Below are 15,766 nucleotides of genomic sequence, written 5' to 3'. Positions count from 1 at the left end.
GCTTCCCAGGATAAATAGATCTGAAATCGTTTGGAGATAATACATCCAAATCCCAATGTACCGCAAGGGTGCTGAATATTATTTTCTCTTATCCAGTTGCCAGCAACATTCCACAATCTTCCCATCCTAAATAGCGCAATTCTGTATGGTATGTTGCTGTAAGTCCGTCCACATTATCCATGTATGAGGGTTCGCTCCAACAGCAAGTAAAACAGCTTTCTTTCCCGTACCCCGAATTAGATCATCTATTCCATGAAAACGGTCTATGACAGTTTTCAGTTGTGCTGAATAGCTATGGTAATAAAGCGGCGTTACAAAAGCAATTAAATCAGCTTCAATCACTTTTGGAAATACAGTAAACATATCATCCTTGAATACGCAGTCATTTTTCCCGGTCAAGCATCTGTCACAGCCAATACAGGTATTAATCCTGGCAAATGCACTGTCAAAACGAAAAACTTCATGTCCAGCCTCGACAGCACCTTTTATAAATTGCTCCACAAGAAGATTTGTAGTCCCTTCTTTATGTGGGCTTCCGGTTATAACCATGATTTTCATAGTTTCATTCGTCTCCTGAACATTAAAGTCATTGACTTATTTACAAATATATTATATTCTATGGATGTCATTGAAACAAGTACATACATTTATAGCATATACACTACTAAAATAGAGTTTGAGAGGATAATGATATTTCATTATAATTCTGGTACTGTTAGGGGCTGTGCATTAATTAGTTTTATACTGGTTTCATGTTTTTTTCAAGCAATTCTGATCCCAAAATACCAAAACCTTCCCAGTAATCCCGACATTTATTTAATGACGCCGTCGGCAGCATTTCTAAAGGAAGATAGTGAGTTAGCTGTATATGATATCAATCCAAAAGTGGTTTCCGGTGAGATTAGAAACATCATTTTGGATGTGGAACTGCAAATGGGCCTCCCAGTGATAGGGTCTGTACAATGCGCTATCATAGATCATCCCGATTGGTTCAGAGATAGCGTATATCCAAATCATACCGGCAATAAACTATTCGCGGAAATCATTAACCAGGCAATAGCAAGATGAGGATATGACCGTGTCATACAATTCTTGAATCTGTCCGGAACATACACTGCTGGAGCTATGTCTTTCTTACCTGCAGTCAATGCAGAAGCCATGCCCAACCGCAATCAGGTTCGGGGAAATTGCTTCGAGATCCTCCTTCAACTTTTCACATGCTTTCTCATTCGGAACCCTTTCGGCGTCTATCGCGTTCACTTCATCGCTCCAACTTCCCTTGATTATTTTTCCGACGCCATTGCCAAAACGCAAAGCGATGTCTGCAGAATAGAATATTCCGCTGTTCTCTTCAAGACACAGGATGCCATTCTGCAGATGAACCTCCGAAGGATAATCCACGAACTTCAGTTTCAGATAGCCGTCTGTAAGTGTTTCTCCGCCCTTTTTCATCTGTATCTTTCCCGTATATCCGTACCCTGGAAGTTCCCTCGCCGCAAGCTCCCCGCAGATGACGGTTATGTCAGGATATGCTTTTTTTAAAACCGAAATCCCGCCGCACTCGTCGGATTCCACGTGAGAGATAAAGATATACTTAAGAAGTTTATCTCCGAGCACCTTTTTAATATCAGACAGCGTTGATTGCGCCTGCTGCGCAGTTCCAGTTGCAAAAAGGATTGCCGGATCGGTATCCAGCAAATACTGATGAATCGTAAAATCCATCGGCGGTATATAAATAGAAAACTGATAAAGCTTGTCTGTGATCTTCTTCATGATTAATTCCTCCTTGACAATACCTTGTTTTTTTAATAATATGAAAGCAACATTCGTTGTTATAATAGCAGAGATTATCCCGTTTTTCAATAAGGAGCGTCTTATCTGCAACACATAAGGAGAATTGTTGCTTTATGAGAAGAAAAAACTTGACTGGAGAACGCATTGCGTCTTATATTACACAGGCACTTTTGATACTGATGAGGAGTGAACCATATGCTAAAATCACGATAGCCGGGATCACAGAAAGGGCCGGTGTAGACCGAACGACCTACTACCGCCACTTTTCTTCAAAAGAAGAGATCATCTCAAAATATTTGGATTCTATTATGCAGGAGTTTCTGGATGTCTATCAAAAATCCGGTAGTACTGATTTCACGCAGTATATCCTGACAATTTTTCGCACCATTTATCTGCATAAGGATAATCTGTTGCTCATCCACCGAACAGGGCAGTCCTATCTGCTCCTCAATGTGCTGTCCAAACGATTCCTTTTTGATGAATTTACGAAGAACGCAACAGTTGAAAAACAGTATGAAATCTCCTATACCATCGGCGGCATTTATAACAACTGCATTTTGTGGTTTTCCCGCGGCATGAAAGAAACTCCGGAACAAATGTCAAAAATCGCACAGTCGTTTAAGACGGAAGAATCTCTAACCATGCTGAACGTTTCAACTGATTAGCAGTTATTGGGCACATATCATACTTCCTCCAGGCGCATATCCATACTTTCTAAATAAGCATCAATCGGGACATGCCATTTCTCGCAGAACCATTTTGTCATTGTTTCTTTTAACTCAAATTTTTCACACAAACGAACAATTCTAAATTTACTCATATATCCTACTCCTTTTTATCTTGAATATTTCTTAATACAGCCTGGCTTTTATGAAATGGATCTAATTGAAAATATACTCCTTCATCTTCTATACCTTGCTTTATCCATGATGTCCCATCTCCGTTTAAAATTCTTACTTTTATTTCATCTGTATTATACACTTCTGCAATAGTAGCATCACTTAGTTTCTTAAATTTTTTACCGGTACTAAAACTGGCACATGCTATTTTGTTTTCAACTACATAGGCGTCTTTACTGCCATTTCTTTTTTTCCATCCTTCATAAGTTATTCGAAGTTTAAGTTCCTTCTTTTTTGATTTGCCTTTCCCGGGTTTATCTTTTCCCTGTATATTTAACCATATTCCATCCTGTTCTTGAAATAAAACATTAACCTCCTTTGACCCATTTAACTTTCCTTTTTTATTTAATAATATTTTTCTTTCTTCTTTTTCCTCTATTTTAGAACCTAACTTTTGTACTACGTCCCATACTGCCGTATGGTTGATTCTTTGGTTTGTTAGTTCTTCGATATTACTGGCAGTATTTCTATAAGATACATTTGTCACATTATTGACTATTTTTTCTACTAAAGTACTTGAAATATGGCCTATAGTGTCCATTTGCAGGTACTCATCCAATAAAAATTTATATGCCTTTTTCCCATCTTCTGTTTTAAACTCGTATAAACGTCTTTCAAATTCAATATTTCCCATAATAATTTTTATACATGTAGACTTTAATCCTTTATTTCTATATATTTTAGTATCTCTTTCATCCATTAACCCCCGGTCCAGGTGCGAAAGCACCTCTTTTAAAAAGTTACATGCCGCGTCACACACATATTTATATATTTTTTTCTCTAAGTTATTGAAAGTTATCTCTTTATCATTTAAACTTAGAATGTACATAATCTCACCCATTTCTATATAGTCTTGTCAACTTATATTATAATGGATTTTTATGTACAAGGGAGATACTTTTTGTATCTCCTTTTTAATTTCTCTAAATAGTAATCAATACTATCTTTGCTTACTAAAATTATACTCTAAGTATATAGAAAAACAATCAACTAACATAATTGGTTGATTGTTTTTCTATATACCTAATTTAACATTTCTTCCTGTTTCCTACTCCCGTATCACCAAACATACACAGTTTTTACCATTTTCTAATCCCAGCTATAACAATATCTCTAACTGTCTTTCCTTTTAAGCTTAACTACACACTCCATGTGGCTCGATACGTGCTGATGAATGTCTGGGTATTGATCTGTTTCCATGGACCTCTGTTTTTTAGGTCTGTTTGTTCGCAGGAATATATCCAAAGTAAAAATACACCCAAATCGGCTGCCTTTATAACCTCGCCTGTTCGTGAAAACAGGTCATAGAGCCCGTCTTATCTACTAAACGCAGACGACCTGAATCTCCGAGAATGTCTCAAAACTACGCTTTGAGGAAACAAGTCTGAAATGTTATCGTCTCAACCTAGAGAGTGTCTAACAGATCCCGATAAATACGGTTAGTATATAATTTTCTGCTTGAATTCTTCTCTTGTCATTCTGTCTTTCTGCTTTCGATATCTTTAAGAGAGCGACCATCCTTTGCTTTCCATGTCCTCGGACCACTCGCGCTGTAGCCAAGAACAAAATCTGCGGCCGCCGACGAGCTGGAAAATAAGAGATCTTCTGTCGTAATCAGATCATTTATTTTACCATTGCCAACCATTTTCTTGCGAAGCTTGACTATGCCCACGTTTAACTTCTCTGATACTTTCCCATTAACCGTCGCACCCTGTAAAACTACAAAGCCCTCTGTTGTCGTTTTACCAGTAGCGTTTGCTCTTCCAGTCGAAATGTAGAGAAGTTCCTCATCTGAAGCTGAACCAACAGAATCTTTCTGCAGCACTGGCTCCAAGACCTTAAATCCAAGCACATTTATCAGAATCCTCACATTATCGATAAATTCTTCCATCATGGCCTTTTGGGATTCTTTCATAACCGTGTTCTGATAGGTGTTCTTTGTGAGAATGGTATAACGTTTGCTATTTTTTGCTATTTCTACAAAACGATTCTCCAGATAGCGTATAAGAGCCTTATTAAGATCCCTACCCGTGAATATTACGGCTGTATTCCAGTAGTATTTTTCTTTTTCTGATTGATAATCCCGAAGGTGCTGTATAAGTCGATCCTTCACGTTCTCGGATTCGCCAATATAAACGGAATCTCTTCCATCATCTTCCTTACAGAACAAAAAATAGATTCCAGCTTGTATTATATCATCCCGAGCACATGATGAAAGCTCTATCCTTGGTATCTTTATGGCTTTACCGTTCCAATTAGAGAGTTCAGCGGTAATGATGCTGTCCGCAGTACCATTTACAAGAAATAGTTCGATTGATTTACCATAGGTCACATTACGCACCTCCTCAATGCCATAAGCCTCTGCTGTCCATCTATAATCATATATTCTTGAACCCCTGCAGGCACTACGATATTTACAATTGAACCTACAAAATATCCAATCTCAGCCTTCTTCCGCATTTCTACGATGCTCTTCCAAAGGCGGCTACACTGTTCAATTTCCAGACTGTAATATTTTTGATATCCCGGGATCAAAAACCACCTATTACCATTCAAGATATCGTAGATGTTACCCTTTGTCACATCCATATCTTCAGTCCTCCTTCTTAATTCCGTATGGGACAGAATCTTCCGCTACCATCGTCAAATCCTGGTCATTCTTCTTCAGCGTCTCGGCATAGCTCACAACACGCCTATCCATATCATTATTATCAGTCCATAGCTCGCATTGAAACATTACAGTCTGAACTGCATCGTCCATACCTTCTGGCGGATATTTATGTTTTCTTAAAAGTCGCTTAATCATCATTCGCATTTTTGCTCTTGCAGACTCACGCTTCTGCCAGTCAATAGAACGGTTCTTTCGTAGCGCCTCTGTTAGCTCTTTCGTAATCGCTATGAGCTCATCATTTTCATAGAAGTCCTTAATTGCCTGTGGTTTAGTCAATGCATCATAAAAGGCAAGTTCCTCCTCGGAAAGCCCCAACTCATCTCCTGCGTCTCTAGCATCGCGTATCTGCTTTGCCATCTTAAGCAGTTCATCAATGACTTCTTCATTCGAGAGCATCCCGTTAAGATAACGATTCATAACTCCCTGAATAATCTCACTAAATTTTTCAGACTTAACAACATTCGTGCGTCTGTATATCTGTACCTGCTCAGCAATCAACTTTTTCAAGAGTTCAACTGCGAGGTTCTTTTCTTTCATTTTTGAAATTTCCTCAAGGAACTTCGGATCGAAAAGCGAAAACTCCTGCTTCACATCAGAGAACAGATTAATAACACCGTCACTCTTAATACTGGATTTCAAAAGTTCATTGATGTGTGCATTCATTTCAGGAAGAGAGATTTTCTTTCCCTCACCCTTGTTTATCAGATGCATAACAAATACACGGGTTGATTCGAAGAAAGCCGCTTCGACTCTCAAATCACGTTCCACCATAGAAGAACACAATGAAAGTGCCTGACGTAACAGCAAGGCTTCCTTGATGAAGTCTTCTCTTTCACGTTCTTTGTCTGTAGCAACGATAAAGTTAACCGCTCCGGTAATAGCCTTTGATCTTTCAAGATCAGTTCCGTTCGTAAATTTGGAGTAATTGTATACGTGGAATAGATCCCTGCAGATAGAAAGCTTTTCGAGGAATTTTGGATATGCCACCTTTGCAACATCTGTATCCCCATAGTTCTTCTTATCACGCACAGTGTAATCATTCATTGCCTGCTTCAGTGCAGAAGCAATACCAACATAATCTACAATCAGACCACCTTCCTTATCACGGAAGACACGGTTAACGCGTGCAATAGCCTGCATCAGGTTATAGCCTTGCATCGGTTTGTAAACATACATTGTTGCGAGAGAGGGTACATCAAAACCGGTCAGCCACATATCTACAACAATAGCAATCTTCATCTCGCTATTATTATCTTTGAACTCTTTAGCAAGTTCATCACGGCGACGTTTATTGCCGATAACTGCACGCCATTCCTCCGGATCCTTGTTGCTCTCTGTCATTACAACTTTGACTTTTTCTTTCCAACCAGGTCTCAGCTCCAAGAATCGGTTATACATTTTCATGGCAATAGCGCGAGAATAAGCTACTACCATTGCTTTACCCGTCAGGAGGTCAGCACGGTAATTCTCATAATGATCAATAATATCGCTTACAAGTGAATCTATTGTTGCATCATTTCCTAGAACTGCTTCCATCTGTCCGAGTTCTTTCTTGCTCTTCTCAACAACCTCAGGATCAGCATTATTCGCCATGGTGTCATATTCCTGATCGATCATGTGCAGCGTAGCTTCATCGAATTTTAGCTTGATAACACGACTTTCATAATAAACAGGTCTGGTTGCTCCATCTTCTACGGCCTGGGTCATATCATAGATATCAATATAATCACCGAATACTTCTCGGGTATTTCTATCCTTAGCAGCAATAGGTGTTCCGGTAAATCCGATATATGTAGCACTTGGAAGACTATCCCTTATAACACGAGCCGACCCGATTTTGATTTCACCTGTCTTAGCATCAACTTTTTCCTTAAGTCCATACTGGCTGCGATGCGCTTCATCTGCCATTACCACAATGTTTCTACGCTCAGACAGTGCTTCAGAGGATTCCTCGAATTTCTGCATTGTTGTAAATATGATGCCGTTTGCCTGTCTACCATCGAGCAAATCTTTCAGATTTTCGCGACTCTTAGCATGCATCGGATCCTGACGCAAGAAATCCTTACACTTGGCAAACTGCCCGTAAAGCTGGTCGTCAAGATCATTTCTATCTGTGATAACAACAATAGTCGGGCTGTTTAATGCATCCTGAAGCAAATGCGCATAAAATACCATTGATAGGGATTTTCCACTGCCTTGTGTGTGCCAAAAAACACCACCCTTACCATCTGTAACGGTAGCATGTTTTGTAGATTCTATTGCTTTGTTAACGGCAAAATACTGATGGTATCCTGCTAATATCTTGAACCGCTTCAATCCTTCATTTGAGAAGCATATGAAATTCTTAATAATGTCGAGAATCCTCTCCTGAGTAAACATTCCCTCAAAGAAAGTATCAAACTGAGCATACTGCGTGTTCTCGTAACTGCCATCCTTTGTTTTCCATTCCATAAAGCGATCTTCACCGGATGTGATGGTTCCTGCTTTACTTGTTAAATGATCACTGATTACACAGACGCAGTTGTAAATAAACATCGAAGGTATTTCCTGCATATAATTTCTGATCTGCAAATAGCCCTCGGAAGCATCGGTTTCTTCTCGTGAAGGAGATTTAAGTTCAATCAAAACAACTGGTACGCCGTTCAAAAAAAGAATAACATCCGGACGCTTATTGCTATTCTCAATAAATGTCCACTGATTTGCTACGATAAAGGAGTTTTTCTCAGGATTTTTGTAATCCACAAGATAGACCAGTCCGGAGCGCTCCTCACCTTTGACATAATAACGCACTTCAATACCGTGCTGAATATAATCCATAAATAAGGCATTTTTCTGCACGAGCTCTGCATTTTCAAAATTTTTTAGTTTAAACAAGGCATCCGCTATTGCATCTTCCGGCACGTTGGAATTCAGCCTATGTAATGCGGACTCAAGTTCTTCTTCAAATAATGGGCTGTGAAAATCACGCTCTAAATCAGGCGCGTACACATGACGATAGCCCATGTTTTCAAATAGCTCTATGATAGAATTTTCATAGTCCGCTTCCGTATAAAATCCTGACATGAGTCTCACTCCTTTTTATAGTTTCTTATGTTATCCTCTTATCAGAGGTGGTTTTTATTCATAATTGCCCCGTTTCAAACAAGAATTTAGAGCAGCAAGCAGACGCTTTGTATCAGACATTCTTTTCACCCAAATTAGGAACTCAGGGCGAGTTTGTCACCCTTGATGAATACTGTTCTATTTTTACCGGCAAAAAGAATGCCAATGCTTCGGTTGATGGTGGCAAATACAAATTCTTCACTTGTGCTCCAGACGCACTTCAAATTGATAGCTATATTTATGATGGGAATGCAATCATTGTATCAGGAAATGGAGCTTATACTGGTCGAACTCGTTTTTATAATGGTAAGTTTGACCTTTACCAAAGAACTTACGCTTGTACTTTACTTGATAATGTGAATCCCGATTTCATATTTCCTCTTTATTGGTTCGTAAAATTAGAACTTAGTAAGAAGATTATGGGCGGAACTCGTGGCTCTGCAATTCCTTATATCGTTATGAATGATTTAGCTAAATTTGAGTTCATTTACAATGAGGAAACATTTGCTACTTATTTGCCAATATTCAAAAGTCTTACCGAAGCAATCCAAGCTAATGAATTTGAAAACGAAAATCTTGTTCAAATTCGTGATTCATTGCTACCAAAACTTATGTCCGGAGAACTTGATGTTTCTGACATCAACCTCTAAGCCGCTAAATTCTTGTTTATAGCTTCATTCTCGAGTATTTTTTCATCTAAATCAGCAAGCATCCTCCCAATTCTATGTTGTTCGTCCTTGTCGTCAGGAAAGCTAATAATTGTTTCATTTTTTAGTCTAATTTTATTAATCTCAGTTTGTCCAGTCGACCCTTCAGCATATAATTCAATTGCAGTCTGGTAGGCTTTAATAGCGTAACCATAGTACAAAGCATCCACCTCATCAGTAGGCCGCATTAAAATCATGTGACCGTCTATTGTTGTTGGTGTCGGAATATTCCAAATCTGAGCAACCCTTCCGGCTGTCCCTGTTCCAGTGGAATTTATCAATACATCTCCTGGAATTAGCATCTTTACTTCCGGAGTTTTTTTCACAGCATTATTATGCAAGCGAGAATCTGCATAAGAAATTCGGAAATCTCGATTACATTTCTGGTTCAAAACCCTAATTGTATCTTCACTCTCTCCCTCAACATATTTTGGAGGAATTCCTTTTGCAATGTAGGATGTGACTTCACCGAGAGTCTTTGTCTTCCATTCGTTCATGAACTGCACCTTCCTAACCTATGTATTTTCTATGTGCCAGCTTCACATTGCTCTGCTTAACCATAGCGTACTGAAGCGTTGTGTCTATTCTCTTATGCCCGAGAAGCTGTTGTAGCTGCTCAATAGGCATTCCTTTATCTATTGCCATCGTGGCAAGCGTCCTACGAAACTTATGTGGATGTACCTTTGGGATTTCTAGCATTCGTCCGAGTTCTCTGAGTCTACTCTCGATACCACCGATTTTCAATCTGTTGTGCGGTGCCCGAAGTGTTACAAAGAGCGCTGAATTATCATCGATACGTTCTTGCAGATAATTCTGCAGATGAATTTTAGTCCGAGCATCAAAATAAACCATTCGTTCCTTACTGCCTTTACCAAATACCACACATTCCCGCTCCTCAAAATTTATATCGTTACGGTTTAGAAGAACCAGTTCTCCTACACGCATTCCGGTAGATGCCAGCATATCAATTAGTGCCAGATCTCTGGATTTCTCGCAGCTGTCGCGCATCTTCTCCAGTGCTTCATCCGTATACGTTTCTTTTATCGTGGAGGCGGCCTTCACCTTATGAATCCGGCGTACCGGGCTCTTCAGGATATAGTCCTCGTCCTCCAACCACGAAAAAAAACTCGAAAGTATGCGGCGAATATTGTCCACCGTAACCCTGCTGGAATTCTTCTCCTTCTGATAATTGGTCAGATATGTACGAAGGTCATTGGTCGTCATCTCACGAATGTTCTTCCCGTCTTTAGTAAGCATCGTCTCAATCGTTGTCCGATAATATGTCAGCGACTTTTCTGAGCATCCCTCAATTCGCTTTGCCGATAGGAATGACTCCAAAAGCTGTCCATTCGACACTTCAGTGTCTACTTCCTGCTCCGTTTCTATTATTTTCTTATGGAACAGTGCATGTTCCAATACCTCCTGCAACCGTCCGAGTTGCGCGTTGTTGAGGCAACCGAGCATTCCTTGCATAACTTCATTAATTATTTTCTGTTTCATAGTCATTTCTCCTTTAATTAATCGTAGAGAATGACTACGGAGTGGCAGTCCCTTGTTTTAGCTCCTGCCACTCGCAAGAGTTATGGTTGTATGTTAAACAAGAATTTATATGATGTGGCAGCTTAAAGAGCGAGTTTCGATGCATCTATCTCACCAGACATCAATTTTGGAAGCAGCGATTCTCTAAGATTGGCAAGACAACGGTTTTCGGCTTCTAAATTCTGCTGCTGTTGAAGCAGAGGCATTGCGAATTCATTGAATTGGGACATGGTTCGTTGATCTGGAATAACAGTAGGTACTAACTTCATCGTACTTCCTGAAACCTCCTTAAATGTCGATCCAGACGCCATACTTTCGATAGTTTGTAGGTTAGCCTTAAGGAAGCAATATATGAAAGCTGTGCCAATTCCATCATGAGGAATAACAGATTTAAAGCCTTGATTCGTGCACAATTCATTTGCTGCAATAGCAATATAGCCAATGGGTGCGCGTGAACTGAATAGCACAGTACCTGCAGGCATTATAACAGTACTGCTTTTGGATAGTCCAAGTTCTGTTATATCGACTTCTCCATGAGATAAGAATTTTGAATGATCTCGAGAAAGATCTTTTGGTGTTATCCATGCAATACCGTGGTCGGTATAGTAGGCATCAACCTTCTTAGAAGGTGTACTACCTCCCACAACATCACCAAGATCTGATATTGTTCCTGTTGTCCATGCTGGATCAGCATTCCGGATAAATAATCTAGCATAAAGAATATCCATTTGCTGCTCTAAATTCTTGTTTATCTCATTATTAATTTTGATTTTCTCATCAATATCTCCGAGTAGACTTGCCACCTTTCTTTGTGTATCTATATTTAAATCTGGAACTTCATATTCCATCAGTGCTTTTTTGTCTCCTCGAGGCATCTTTGTGCCTTTTGAAGTTGCCATCGAATAATTAAAGAATTTATCGTCGGCAAGTACATAGTACAAGAAATCCGGTTCCACTCCTTCATTTACCCGAAATACAAGCACATCATTGGAGCATCCGCCATCCCGATTAGCAAACCAGATCTTCTTGAAATACGGTCTGATATTCGATACAAGAACATCTTCCTGCTCATATATCTGAGTTTGTGCTATAGTGGGCAACGTTGCAGCTTCAGTCACTCCACCTTTGTCTGGAAGCATATTTTCTGTTGAGATATAGGTTGAATTATCGAGTTCGGAGACATCAACCTTACCCATTACATAATGGCAAATATCTGAAAGCTTAGATTTCATAGCCAATCGCCCCCAGATTCTTTCTTATCTCGCCTTCAAGTTCATGAGATTTTTCAAACAGCTCCGAAAGCTCTGATGTCAGACGTGTCATCTTTTCTTCAAACGGCTCGCCGTCATCTTCCTGCTCTTCAATTCCAACATAACGTCCCGGTGTTAGGATATAGTCCTGCTTCTCGATATCCTGCAGGGATGCAACAGCGCAAAAGCCCTTCTCATCCTTTAAGATTCCATTCTGGAATGCCTCAAAAGTTTCTGCAAGTTTCTGAATATCTTCATCAGAAAAGTCTCTGTGCTTACGGTCTACCATATGTCCCATCTTACGGGCATCAATGAATACAATCTTACCCTTTTGCTTTTTACCCTTTGTGATAAACCACAGCGTGACAGGAATCGTTACATTATAGAAAAGCTGAGTAGGCATCGCAATGATTCCTTCAACCAAATCATCCTCTATAATTTTCTTCCTTATTTCACCTTCGCCACCGCTCTGTGAAGAAAGTGCACCATTTGCAAGTACAAGTCCGATTTTTCCATTCGGAGCAAGGTGATGAATCATATGCTGAATCCATGCAAAGTTGGCATTACTTGCCGGAGGAAGTCCATATTTCCAGCGAACATCATCCTTGAGTTTTTCCTGTCCCCATGGTTTGTAATTGAACGGTGGATTTGCAAGAATGAAGTCTGCCTTCAATGTGGGATGGAGGTCATTCGTAAATGTATCTGCATGATAGGAACCAAGATCAGCATCAAGCCCCCGAATAGTTAGATTCATAATAGCCATCTTCCACGTGTCCGAATTTGCCTCTTGACCATAAATAGAGATTGCATCTCGATTGTTGGAATGTGCCTGAATAAATTTTGCAGACTGAACAAACATACCACCGCTTCCGCAGCAGGGATCATATACTCGGCAGTTAGAATAAGGCTTCAATACAGCAACAAGTGTATTAAGAACACTTGAAGGTGTATAGAATTCTCCACCACCTTTACCTTCTTTGGCTGCGAATTGAGCAATGCAGTATTCATAAGTTCTGCCGAGCACATCACGATTGCCCTCAGTTTCGCCCATATCCATATTTGTAAAGAGGTCGACAACATCGCCGAGAACACTCTTATCCAGATCCGGGCTTGCATAATTTTTGGGCAGAACATTTTTCAATTTTTTATTATCAGCTTCGATTGCACGCATAGCCTCATCGATAGCAGTACCGATTTCCGGTTTATGCGCTGCAGCCGCAATCTTTTCCCAACGTGCCTCTGCCGGTACGAAGAATACATTATCTTCCAGATATGCATCCCGATCATCTTCAAAGCCATCGCCCTCTGCTACAAGCTGTTTATATTTTTTATCAAAGGCAGTGGAAATATATCTCAGGAAGATAAGTCCTATAATAACATTCCTATATTCCGCAGCTGGAATATGTCCCCAGAGTACACAAGCCGCATCCCAGATTTGTTTTTCAAAACCAATGTTGGCAGTATTTTTATCAGCCATTATCTTTATCCTCGCTTTCAGTATTTTCATCAGGGATCATCTCCATAATGTCGGAGACATCACAATTCAGTACATCACAAATCTTTGCAAGAACGCTTGTGGTTACATTTTCGTCCTTGCCAAGTTTTGCAAGAGATGACGAACTAATCTTAGCGGCTTCTCGCAGCTGAGTTTTCGTCATATCCCTGTCAATTAACAGCTTCCATAATTTCTTATAACTTGTCTTCATTTTGAGCCTCCTCTACATTCCATGACTGACCATAAAGCTCACAATGGTTATTTGATAGTTTCAATATCTTATTATCCGATACAATCTTCCTTGTTTCCGGTGTATATGCATCCTGTTTATCAAAAGCTATAAAAATTTGTTTCTTACTGTTGGCGTATATCTTCATAATGCCATCGATGGAACCGTCGCTTATGTTCTTAAGAATCAGCGAGTCATGAGTTATTGCGGGTAATGCTGTTAGGTTCAATACCGCAAGATCAAATATCACCATTCCTTTGTAGTTTGAGCCGGTTCCGGTATCATCCGGTGTTTCAAAACGATAACTGTTATATTCATTAAAATGCAGATGCGGACACTTGTGTGGTTCAAGAAATAGCGAATCATTATACTCCTTCATCTTATCGTTAATAGCCTGCTCTATGTCTGCAAGTATTGTCTCGATTGCACCTTTTAGCATATCGTCCGCTTTTTTTCGAGCATCTTGAAGATCAGTCAATGTGAGATATGCTTTGTTTTGTGTCTTGAGTGCATCTATTTTCCCTTTAATCTCTGAATGTCTATCAAGGAATTCCTTAGATAGATTGCCTACCATTCCAAGTTCTCTAATTTGAACTTCAACGCTCTCCACTTGCGATTGAAGGTTCTCTATCTCATGTTGCACGCTTTCATGCTCTGCAGCAAATTGCCCATCCAATATGGTGGATAATTTTTTATGGTATCCTTCCACCTCATATAATTTTCTCAAATTCACATCAGGGAAGAACTCTTGCAATCCGGACAGATCAGCCTCTGTTGGATATAAGCCATAGCTTAAGCTCATATCAAGCAGATTCAACCTGCGTTTTTTAGATTCTATGCTTTCCTCTAAACGAAATTTTTTATCCTTCAAATCGGATTTAAGTTTATTTTTCTCTATGTCTTCTTCTGAACAGGTTGAAACTCGTTCAGAAGTCAATATATCAAGTTCCACTTGTAGAGAATGAATCTCTGCAAGATTTTCATCGTATTTTTCTTTTCCACCGACGAGGTCTGATACAAAATGATATTTACGAGCTTCTCGATACGCAGATAGCTTTTTCTTTTGTTCCTCCAGTCTGCTTGTGAAGTCCTCGATATCCCTGTATCGGTCAAAGAGTTTAACCAGTCGATCTATTGATTTCTGCATACCGTCTCCGGGAATTCCATATAACGGTTTGCGTTCATTTGTATTATCTTTACCATATACACGTAAGAAACTACTAAGCGTAGAGCGAAATGACAGCCCCGGAAAATCCATCTGGTATTTTTTCTTGAGCCAATCAACAAATTCCTGACGAGTTTTTACCTTTCCGGTAAGACTATAGCCTTTTGAGCAAATCTGCACTTCCTCCGCTGAAGCAGTATTTCTGGCAAAGTAATATTCTTTTCCTTCAAATTTAAAAGTAAAGAAAATAGTATGATCACCGATGTGCTTGACACCATCACTTGCAATATAGGTGTTTCCACCGAATACAAAGTCGATAGCAAGCAGCACGGACGATTTATCTATAGAATTCGTACCATCCTCTCTTCCAAGAACAACATTAAGTCCTTCTTTAAATACAATTGGAGGTCTTACAACTCCTTTCTCTATGAACACGGGAGAACTCATTTCTATAAGCATTTATAGACCTCCCCATTATTGTTAATTTCAACTGCTCGAAGGGCATAAAGACAATCCATCACAACCAAAAAATCTGTAGGATCATCAAGGAAAGGCTTAATTATGCTATATAAATCCTTTACCTTTTTCGACCCATATTGTAGTTCTGTCAGCACCTTTGGTATCAAATCTAAGGTGCTATTCTCATATGAATATAATTTATTTGGTAATTGCATTAAAACACCTCGTAACTTTGTATAAAGTATGAAACCACAATCTGGCAGAAGATATCGTCCTGAAGCGTAACGCGATGAATCTTATCTGAAATCTCAGTGAAAATTTCCAATTTACTCTTATTCGCCTTTTTAAGGCGTCTGTAAATTGACTTCATCTGATCCTGAACTTTTTCATAATCAATAGCTTTACGATTGTCCAGATTCATCATGATTTCATGTATTTTCAGAAAACATGTAGTTA

At 39.4% G+C, this 15,766-nt stretch carries 17 protein-coding genes; 2 read left to right on the top strand and 15 right to left on the bottom strand.

The features are described 5' to 3' along the window. Positions 1-126: 126 nt before the first annotated feature. Together D4Z93_RS02330 and D4Z93_RS02320 are read right to left on the bottom strand one after the other, a co-directional pair. Complete coding sequence (locus D4Z93_RS02330) at positions 127-558, bottom strand: flavodoxin family protein (RefSeq protein WP_119970145.1); 432 nt, start codon at positions 556-558, stop codon at positions 127-129. A gap of 576 nt (positions 559-1,134) precedes the next feature. Next, entirely contained in the window at positions 1,135-1,773 is a 639-nt protein-coding gene (locus D4Z93_RS02320) for an oxygen-binding di-iron domain-containing protein (RefSeq protein ID WP_119970143.1), read from the bottom strand. 134 nt (positions 1,774-1,907) lie between these two features. Between D4Z93_RS02320 and D4Z93_RS02315 the strand changes: the two genes are divergently transcribed. Further along, positions 1,908-2,459 (top strand): TetR/AcrR family transcriptional regulator, encoded by a 552-nt coding sequence (locus D4Z93_RS02315; RefSeq protein ID WP_119970142.1) that lies wholly within the window; start codon positions 1,908-1,910, stop codon positions 2,457-2,459. A gap of 17 nt (positions 2,460-2,476) precedes the next feature. Here D4Z93_RS02315 and D4Z93_RS13130 read toward each other — a convergent pair whose 3' ends face one another. From D4Z93_RS13130 to D4Z93_RS02295, 5 genes are all read right to left on the bottom strand, one after another. Then, positions 2,477-2,614, bottom strand: coding sequence for a hypothetical protein (locus D4Z93_RS13130; protein WP_162920234.1), 138 nt, complete (start codon positions 2,612-2,614; stop codon positions 2,477-2,479). Positions 2,615-2,619: 5 nt separating this feature from the next. Then, entirely contained in the window at positions 2,620-3,522 is a 903-nt protein-coding gene (locus tag D4Z93_RS02310; protein ID WP_162920233.1) for a UPF0236 family transposase-like protein, read from the bottom strand. 645 nt (positions 3,523-4,167) lie between these two features. After that, entirely contained in the window at positions 4,168-5,025 is an 858-nt protein-coding gene (locus tag D4Z93_RS02305) for a GIY-YIG nuclease family protein (protein WP_119970140.1), read from the bottom strand. Continuing rightward, entirely contained in the window at positions 5,022-5,282 is a 261-nt protein-coding gene (locus D4Z93_RS02300) for a DUF262 domain-containing protein (protein WP_119970139.1), read from the bottom strand. Before D4Z93_RS02300 ends, D4Z93_RS02305 begins: the two co-directional genes overlap by 4 nt. 4 nt (positions 5,283-5,286) lie before the next feature. Then, positions 5,287-8,427: a type I restriction endonuclease subunit R gene (locus D4Z93_RS02295; protein ID WP_119970138.1), complete on the bottom strand. Its 3,141-nt coding sequence runs from the start codon at positions 8,425-8,427 to the stop codon at positions 5,287-5,289. A gap of 107 nt (positions 8,428-8,534) precedes the next feature. Here D4Z93_RS02295 and D4Z93_RS02290 point away from each other — a divergent pair, with 107 nt between their 5' ends. Further along, the gene (locus D4Z93_RS02290) at positions 8,535-9,116 is read left to right on the top strand and encodes a restriction endonuclease subunit S (protein ID WP_162920232.1); all 582 of its coding nucleotides are present in this window, start codon (positions 8,535-8,537) and stop codon (positions 9,114-9,116) included. Here the strand turns inward: D4Z93_RS02290 and D4Z93_RS02285 are convergent. From D4Z93_RS02285 to D4Z93_RS13670, 8 genes are all read right to left on the bottom strand, one after another. Continuing rightward, entirely contained in the window at positions 9,113-9,670 is a 558-nt protein-coding gene (locus D4Z93_RS02285) for a restriction endonuclease subunit S (RefSeq protein WP_119970136.1), read from the bottom strand. The two genes, D4Z93_RS02290 and D4Z93_RS02285, sit on opposite strands and share 4 nt — an antisense overlap. 13 nt (positions 9,671-9,683) lie before the next feature. After that, a complete protein-coding gene (xerA, locus tag D4Z93_RS02280) occupies positions 9,684-10,673 on the bottom strand; it encodes a site-specific tyrosine recombinase/integron integrase (RefSeq protein ID WP_119970135.1) in 990 nt (329 codons plus the stop codon). A 122-nt stretch (positions 10,674-10,795) separates the two neighbouring features. Then, positions 10,796-11,944 carry a restriction endonuclease subunit S gene (locus D4Z93_RS13430; protein ID WP_119970134.1) on the bottom strand — a complete coding sequence of 383 codons (1,149 nt, stop codon included), beginning with the start codon at positions 11,942-11,944 and terminating at the stop codon, positions 10,796-10,798. Then, a complete protein-coding gene (locus tag D4Z93_RS02270) occupies positions 11,934-13,439 on the bottom strand; it encodes a type I restriction-modification system subunit M (protein WP_119974195.1) in 1,506 nt (501 codons plus the stop codon). The genes D4Z93_RS13430 and D4Z93_RS02270 overlap by 11 nt, the downstream gene beginning before the upstream one ends. Then, positions 13,432-13,668, bottom strand: coding sequence for a helix-turn-helix domain-containing protein (locus tag D4Z93_RS02265; protein ID WP_119970133.1), 237 nt, complete (start codon positions 13,666-13,668; stop codon positions 13,432-13,434). Before D4Z93_RS02265 ends, D4Z93_RS02270 begins: the two co-directional genes overlap by 8 nt. Further along, on the bottom strand, positions 13,652-15,310 hold the full coding sequence (locus D4Z93_RS02260; RefSeq protein ID WP_119970132.1) for a DUF2326 domain-containing protein: 1,659 nt from the start codon (positions 15,308-15,310) through the stop codon (positions 13,652-13,654). Before D4Z93_RS02260 ends, D4Z93_RS02265 begins: the two co-directional genes overlap by 17 nt. Further along, positions 15,301-15,525: an ABC-three component system middle component 7 gene (locus D4Z93_RS13630; RefSeq protein WP_119970131.1), complete on the bottom strand. Its 225-nt coding sequence runs from the start codon at positions 15,523-15,525 to the stop codon at positions 15,301-15,303. Before D4Z93_RS13630 ends, D4Z93_RS02260 begins: the two co-directional genes overlap by 10 nt. Next, a complete protein-coding gene (locus D4Z93_RS13670; protein ID WP_423243042.1) occupies positions 15,525-15,752 on the bottom strand; it encodes an ABC-three component system protein in 228 nt (75 codons plus the stop codon). Before D4Z93_RS13670 ends, D4Z93_RS13630 begins: the two co-directional genes overlap by 1 nt. Positions 15,753-15,766: the final 14 nt, after the last annotated feature.

This window comes from Clostridium fermenticellae (assembly GCF_003600355.1).
GTDB classification, from domain to species: domain Bacteria; phylum Bacillota; class Clostridia; order Clostridiales; family Clostridiaceae; genus Clostridium_AV; species Clostridium_AV fermenticellae.
Note: the sequence above shows the minus strand (reverse complement) of the source record. Positions and strands in the feature narration are given on the sequence as shown.

Coding starts and splice junctions, on each gene's coding strand:
- D4Z93_RS02315 (WP_119970142.1), top strand. CDS start 1,908: ATGAGAAGAAAAAACTTGACTGGAGAACGCATTGCGTCTTATATTACA.
- D4Z93_RS13430 (WP_119970134.1), bottom strand. CDS start 11,944: ATGAAATCTAAGCTTTCAGATATTTGCCATTATGTAATGGGTAAGGTT.
- D4Z93_RS02260 (WP_119970132.1), bottom strand. CDS start 15,310: ATGCTTATAGAAATGAGTTCTCCCGTGTTCATAGAGAAAGGAGTTGTA.
- D4Z93_RS02300 (WP_119970139.1), bottom strand. CDS start 5,282: ATGGATGTGACAAAGGGTAACATCTACGATATCTTGAATGGTAATAGG.
- D4Z93_RS13630 (WP_119970131.1), bottom strand. CDS start 15,525: ATGCAATTACCAAATAAATTATATTCATATGAGAATAGCACCTTAGAT.
- D4Z93_RS02320 (WP_119970143.1), bottom strand. CDS start 1,773: ATGAAGAAGATCACAGACAAGCTTTATCAGTTTTCTATTTATATACCG.
- D4Z93_RS02310 (WP_162920233.1), bottom strand. CDS start 3,522: ATGTACATTCTAAGTTTAAATGATAAAGAGATAACTTTCAATAACTTA.
- D4Z93_RS02295 (WP_119970138.1), bottom strand. CDS start 8,427: ATGTCAGGATTTTATACGGAAGCGGACTATGAAAATTCTATCATAGAG.
- xerA (WP_119970135.1), bottom strand. CDS start 10,673: ATGAAACAGAAAATAATTAATGAAGTTATGCAAGGAATGCTCGGTTGC.
- D4Z93_RS02330 (WP_119970145.1), bottom strand. CDS start 558: ATGAAAATCATGGTTATAACCGGAAGCCCACATAAAGAAGGGACTACA.
- D4Z93_RS02285 (WP_119970136.1), bottom strand. CDS start 9,670: ATGAACGAATGGAAGACAAAGACTCTCGGTGAAGTCACATCCTACATT.
- D4Z93_RS02265 (WP_119970133.1), bottom strand. CDS start 13,668: ATGAAGACAAGTTATAAGAAATTATGGAAGCTGTTAATTGACAGGGAT.
- D4Z93_RS02270 (WP_119974195.1), bottom strand. CDS start 13,439: ATGGCTGATAAAAATACTGCCAACATTGGTTTTGAAAAACAAATCTGG.
- D4Z93_RS13130 (WP_162920234.1), bottom strand. CDS start 2,614: ATGAGTAAATTTAGAATTGTTCGTTTGTGTGAAAAATTTGAGTTAAAA.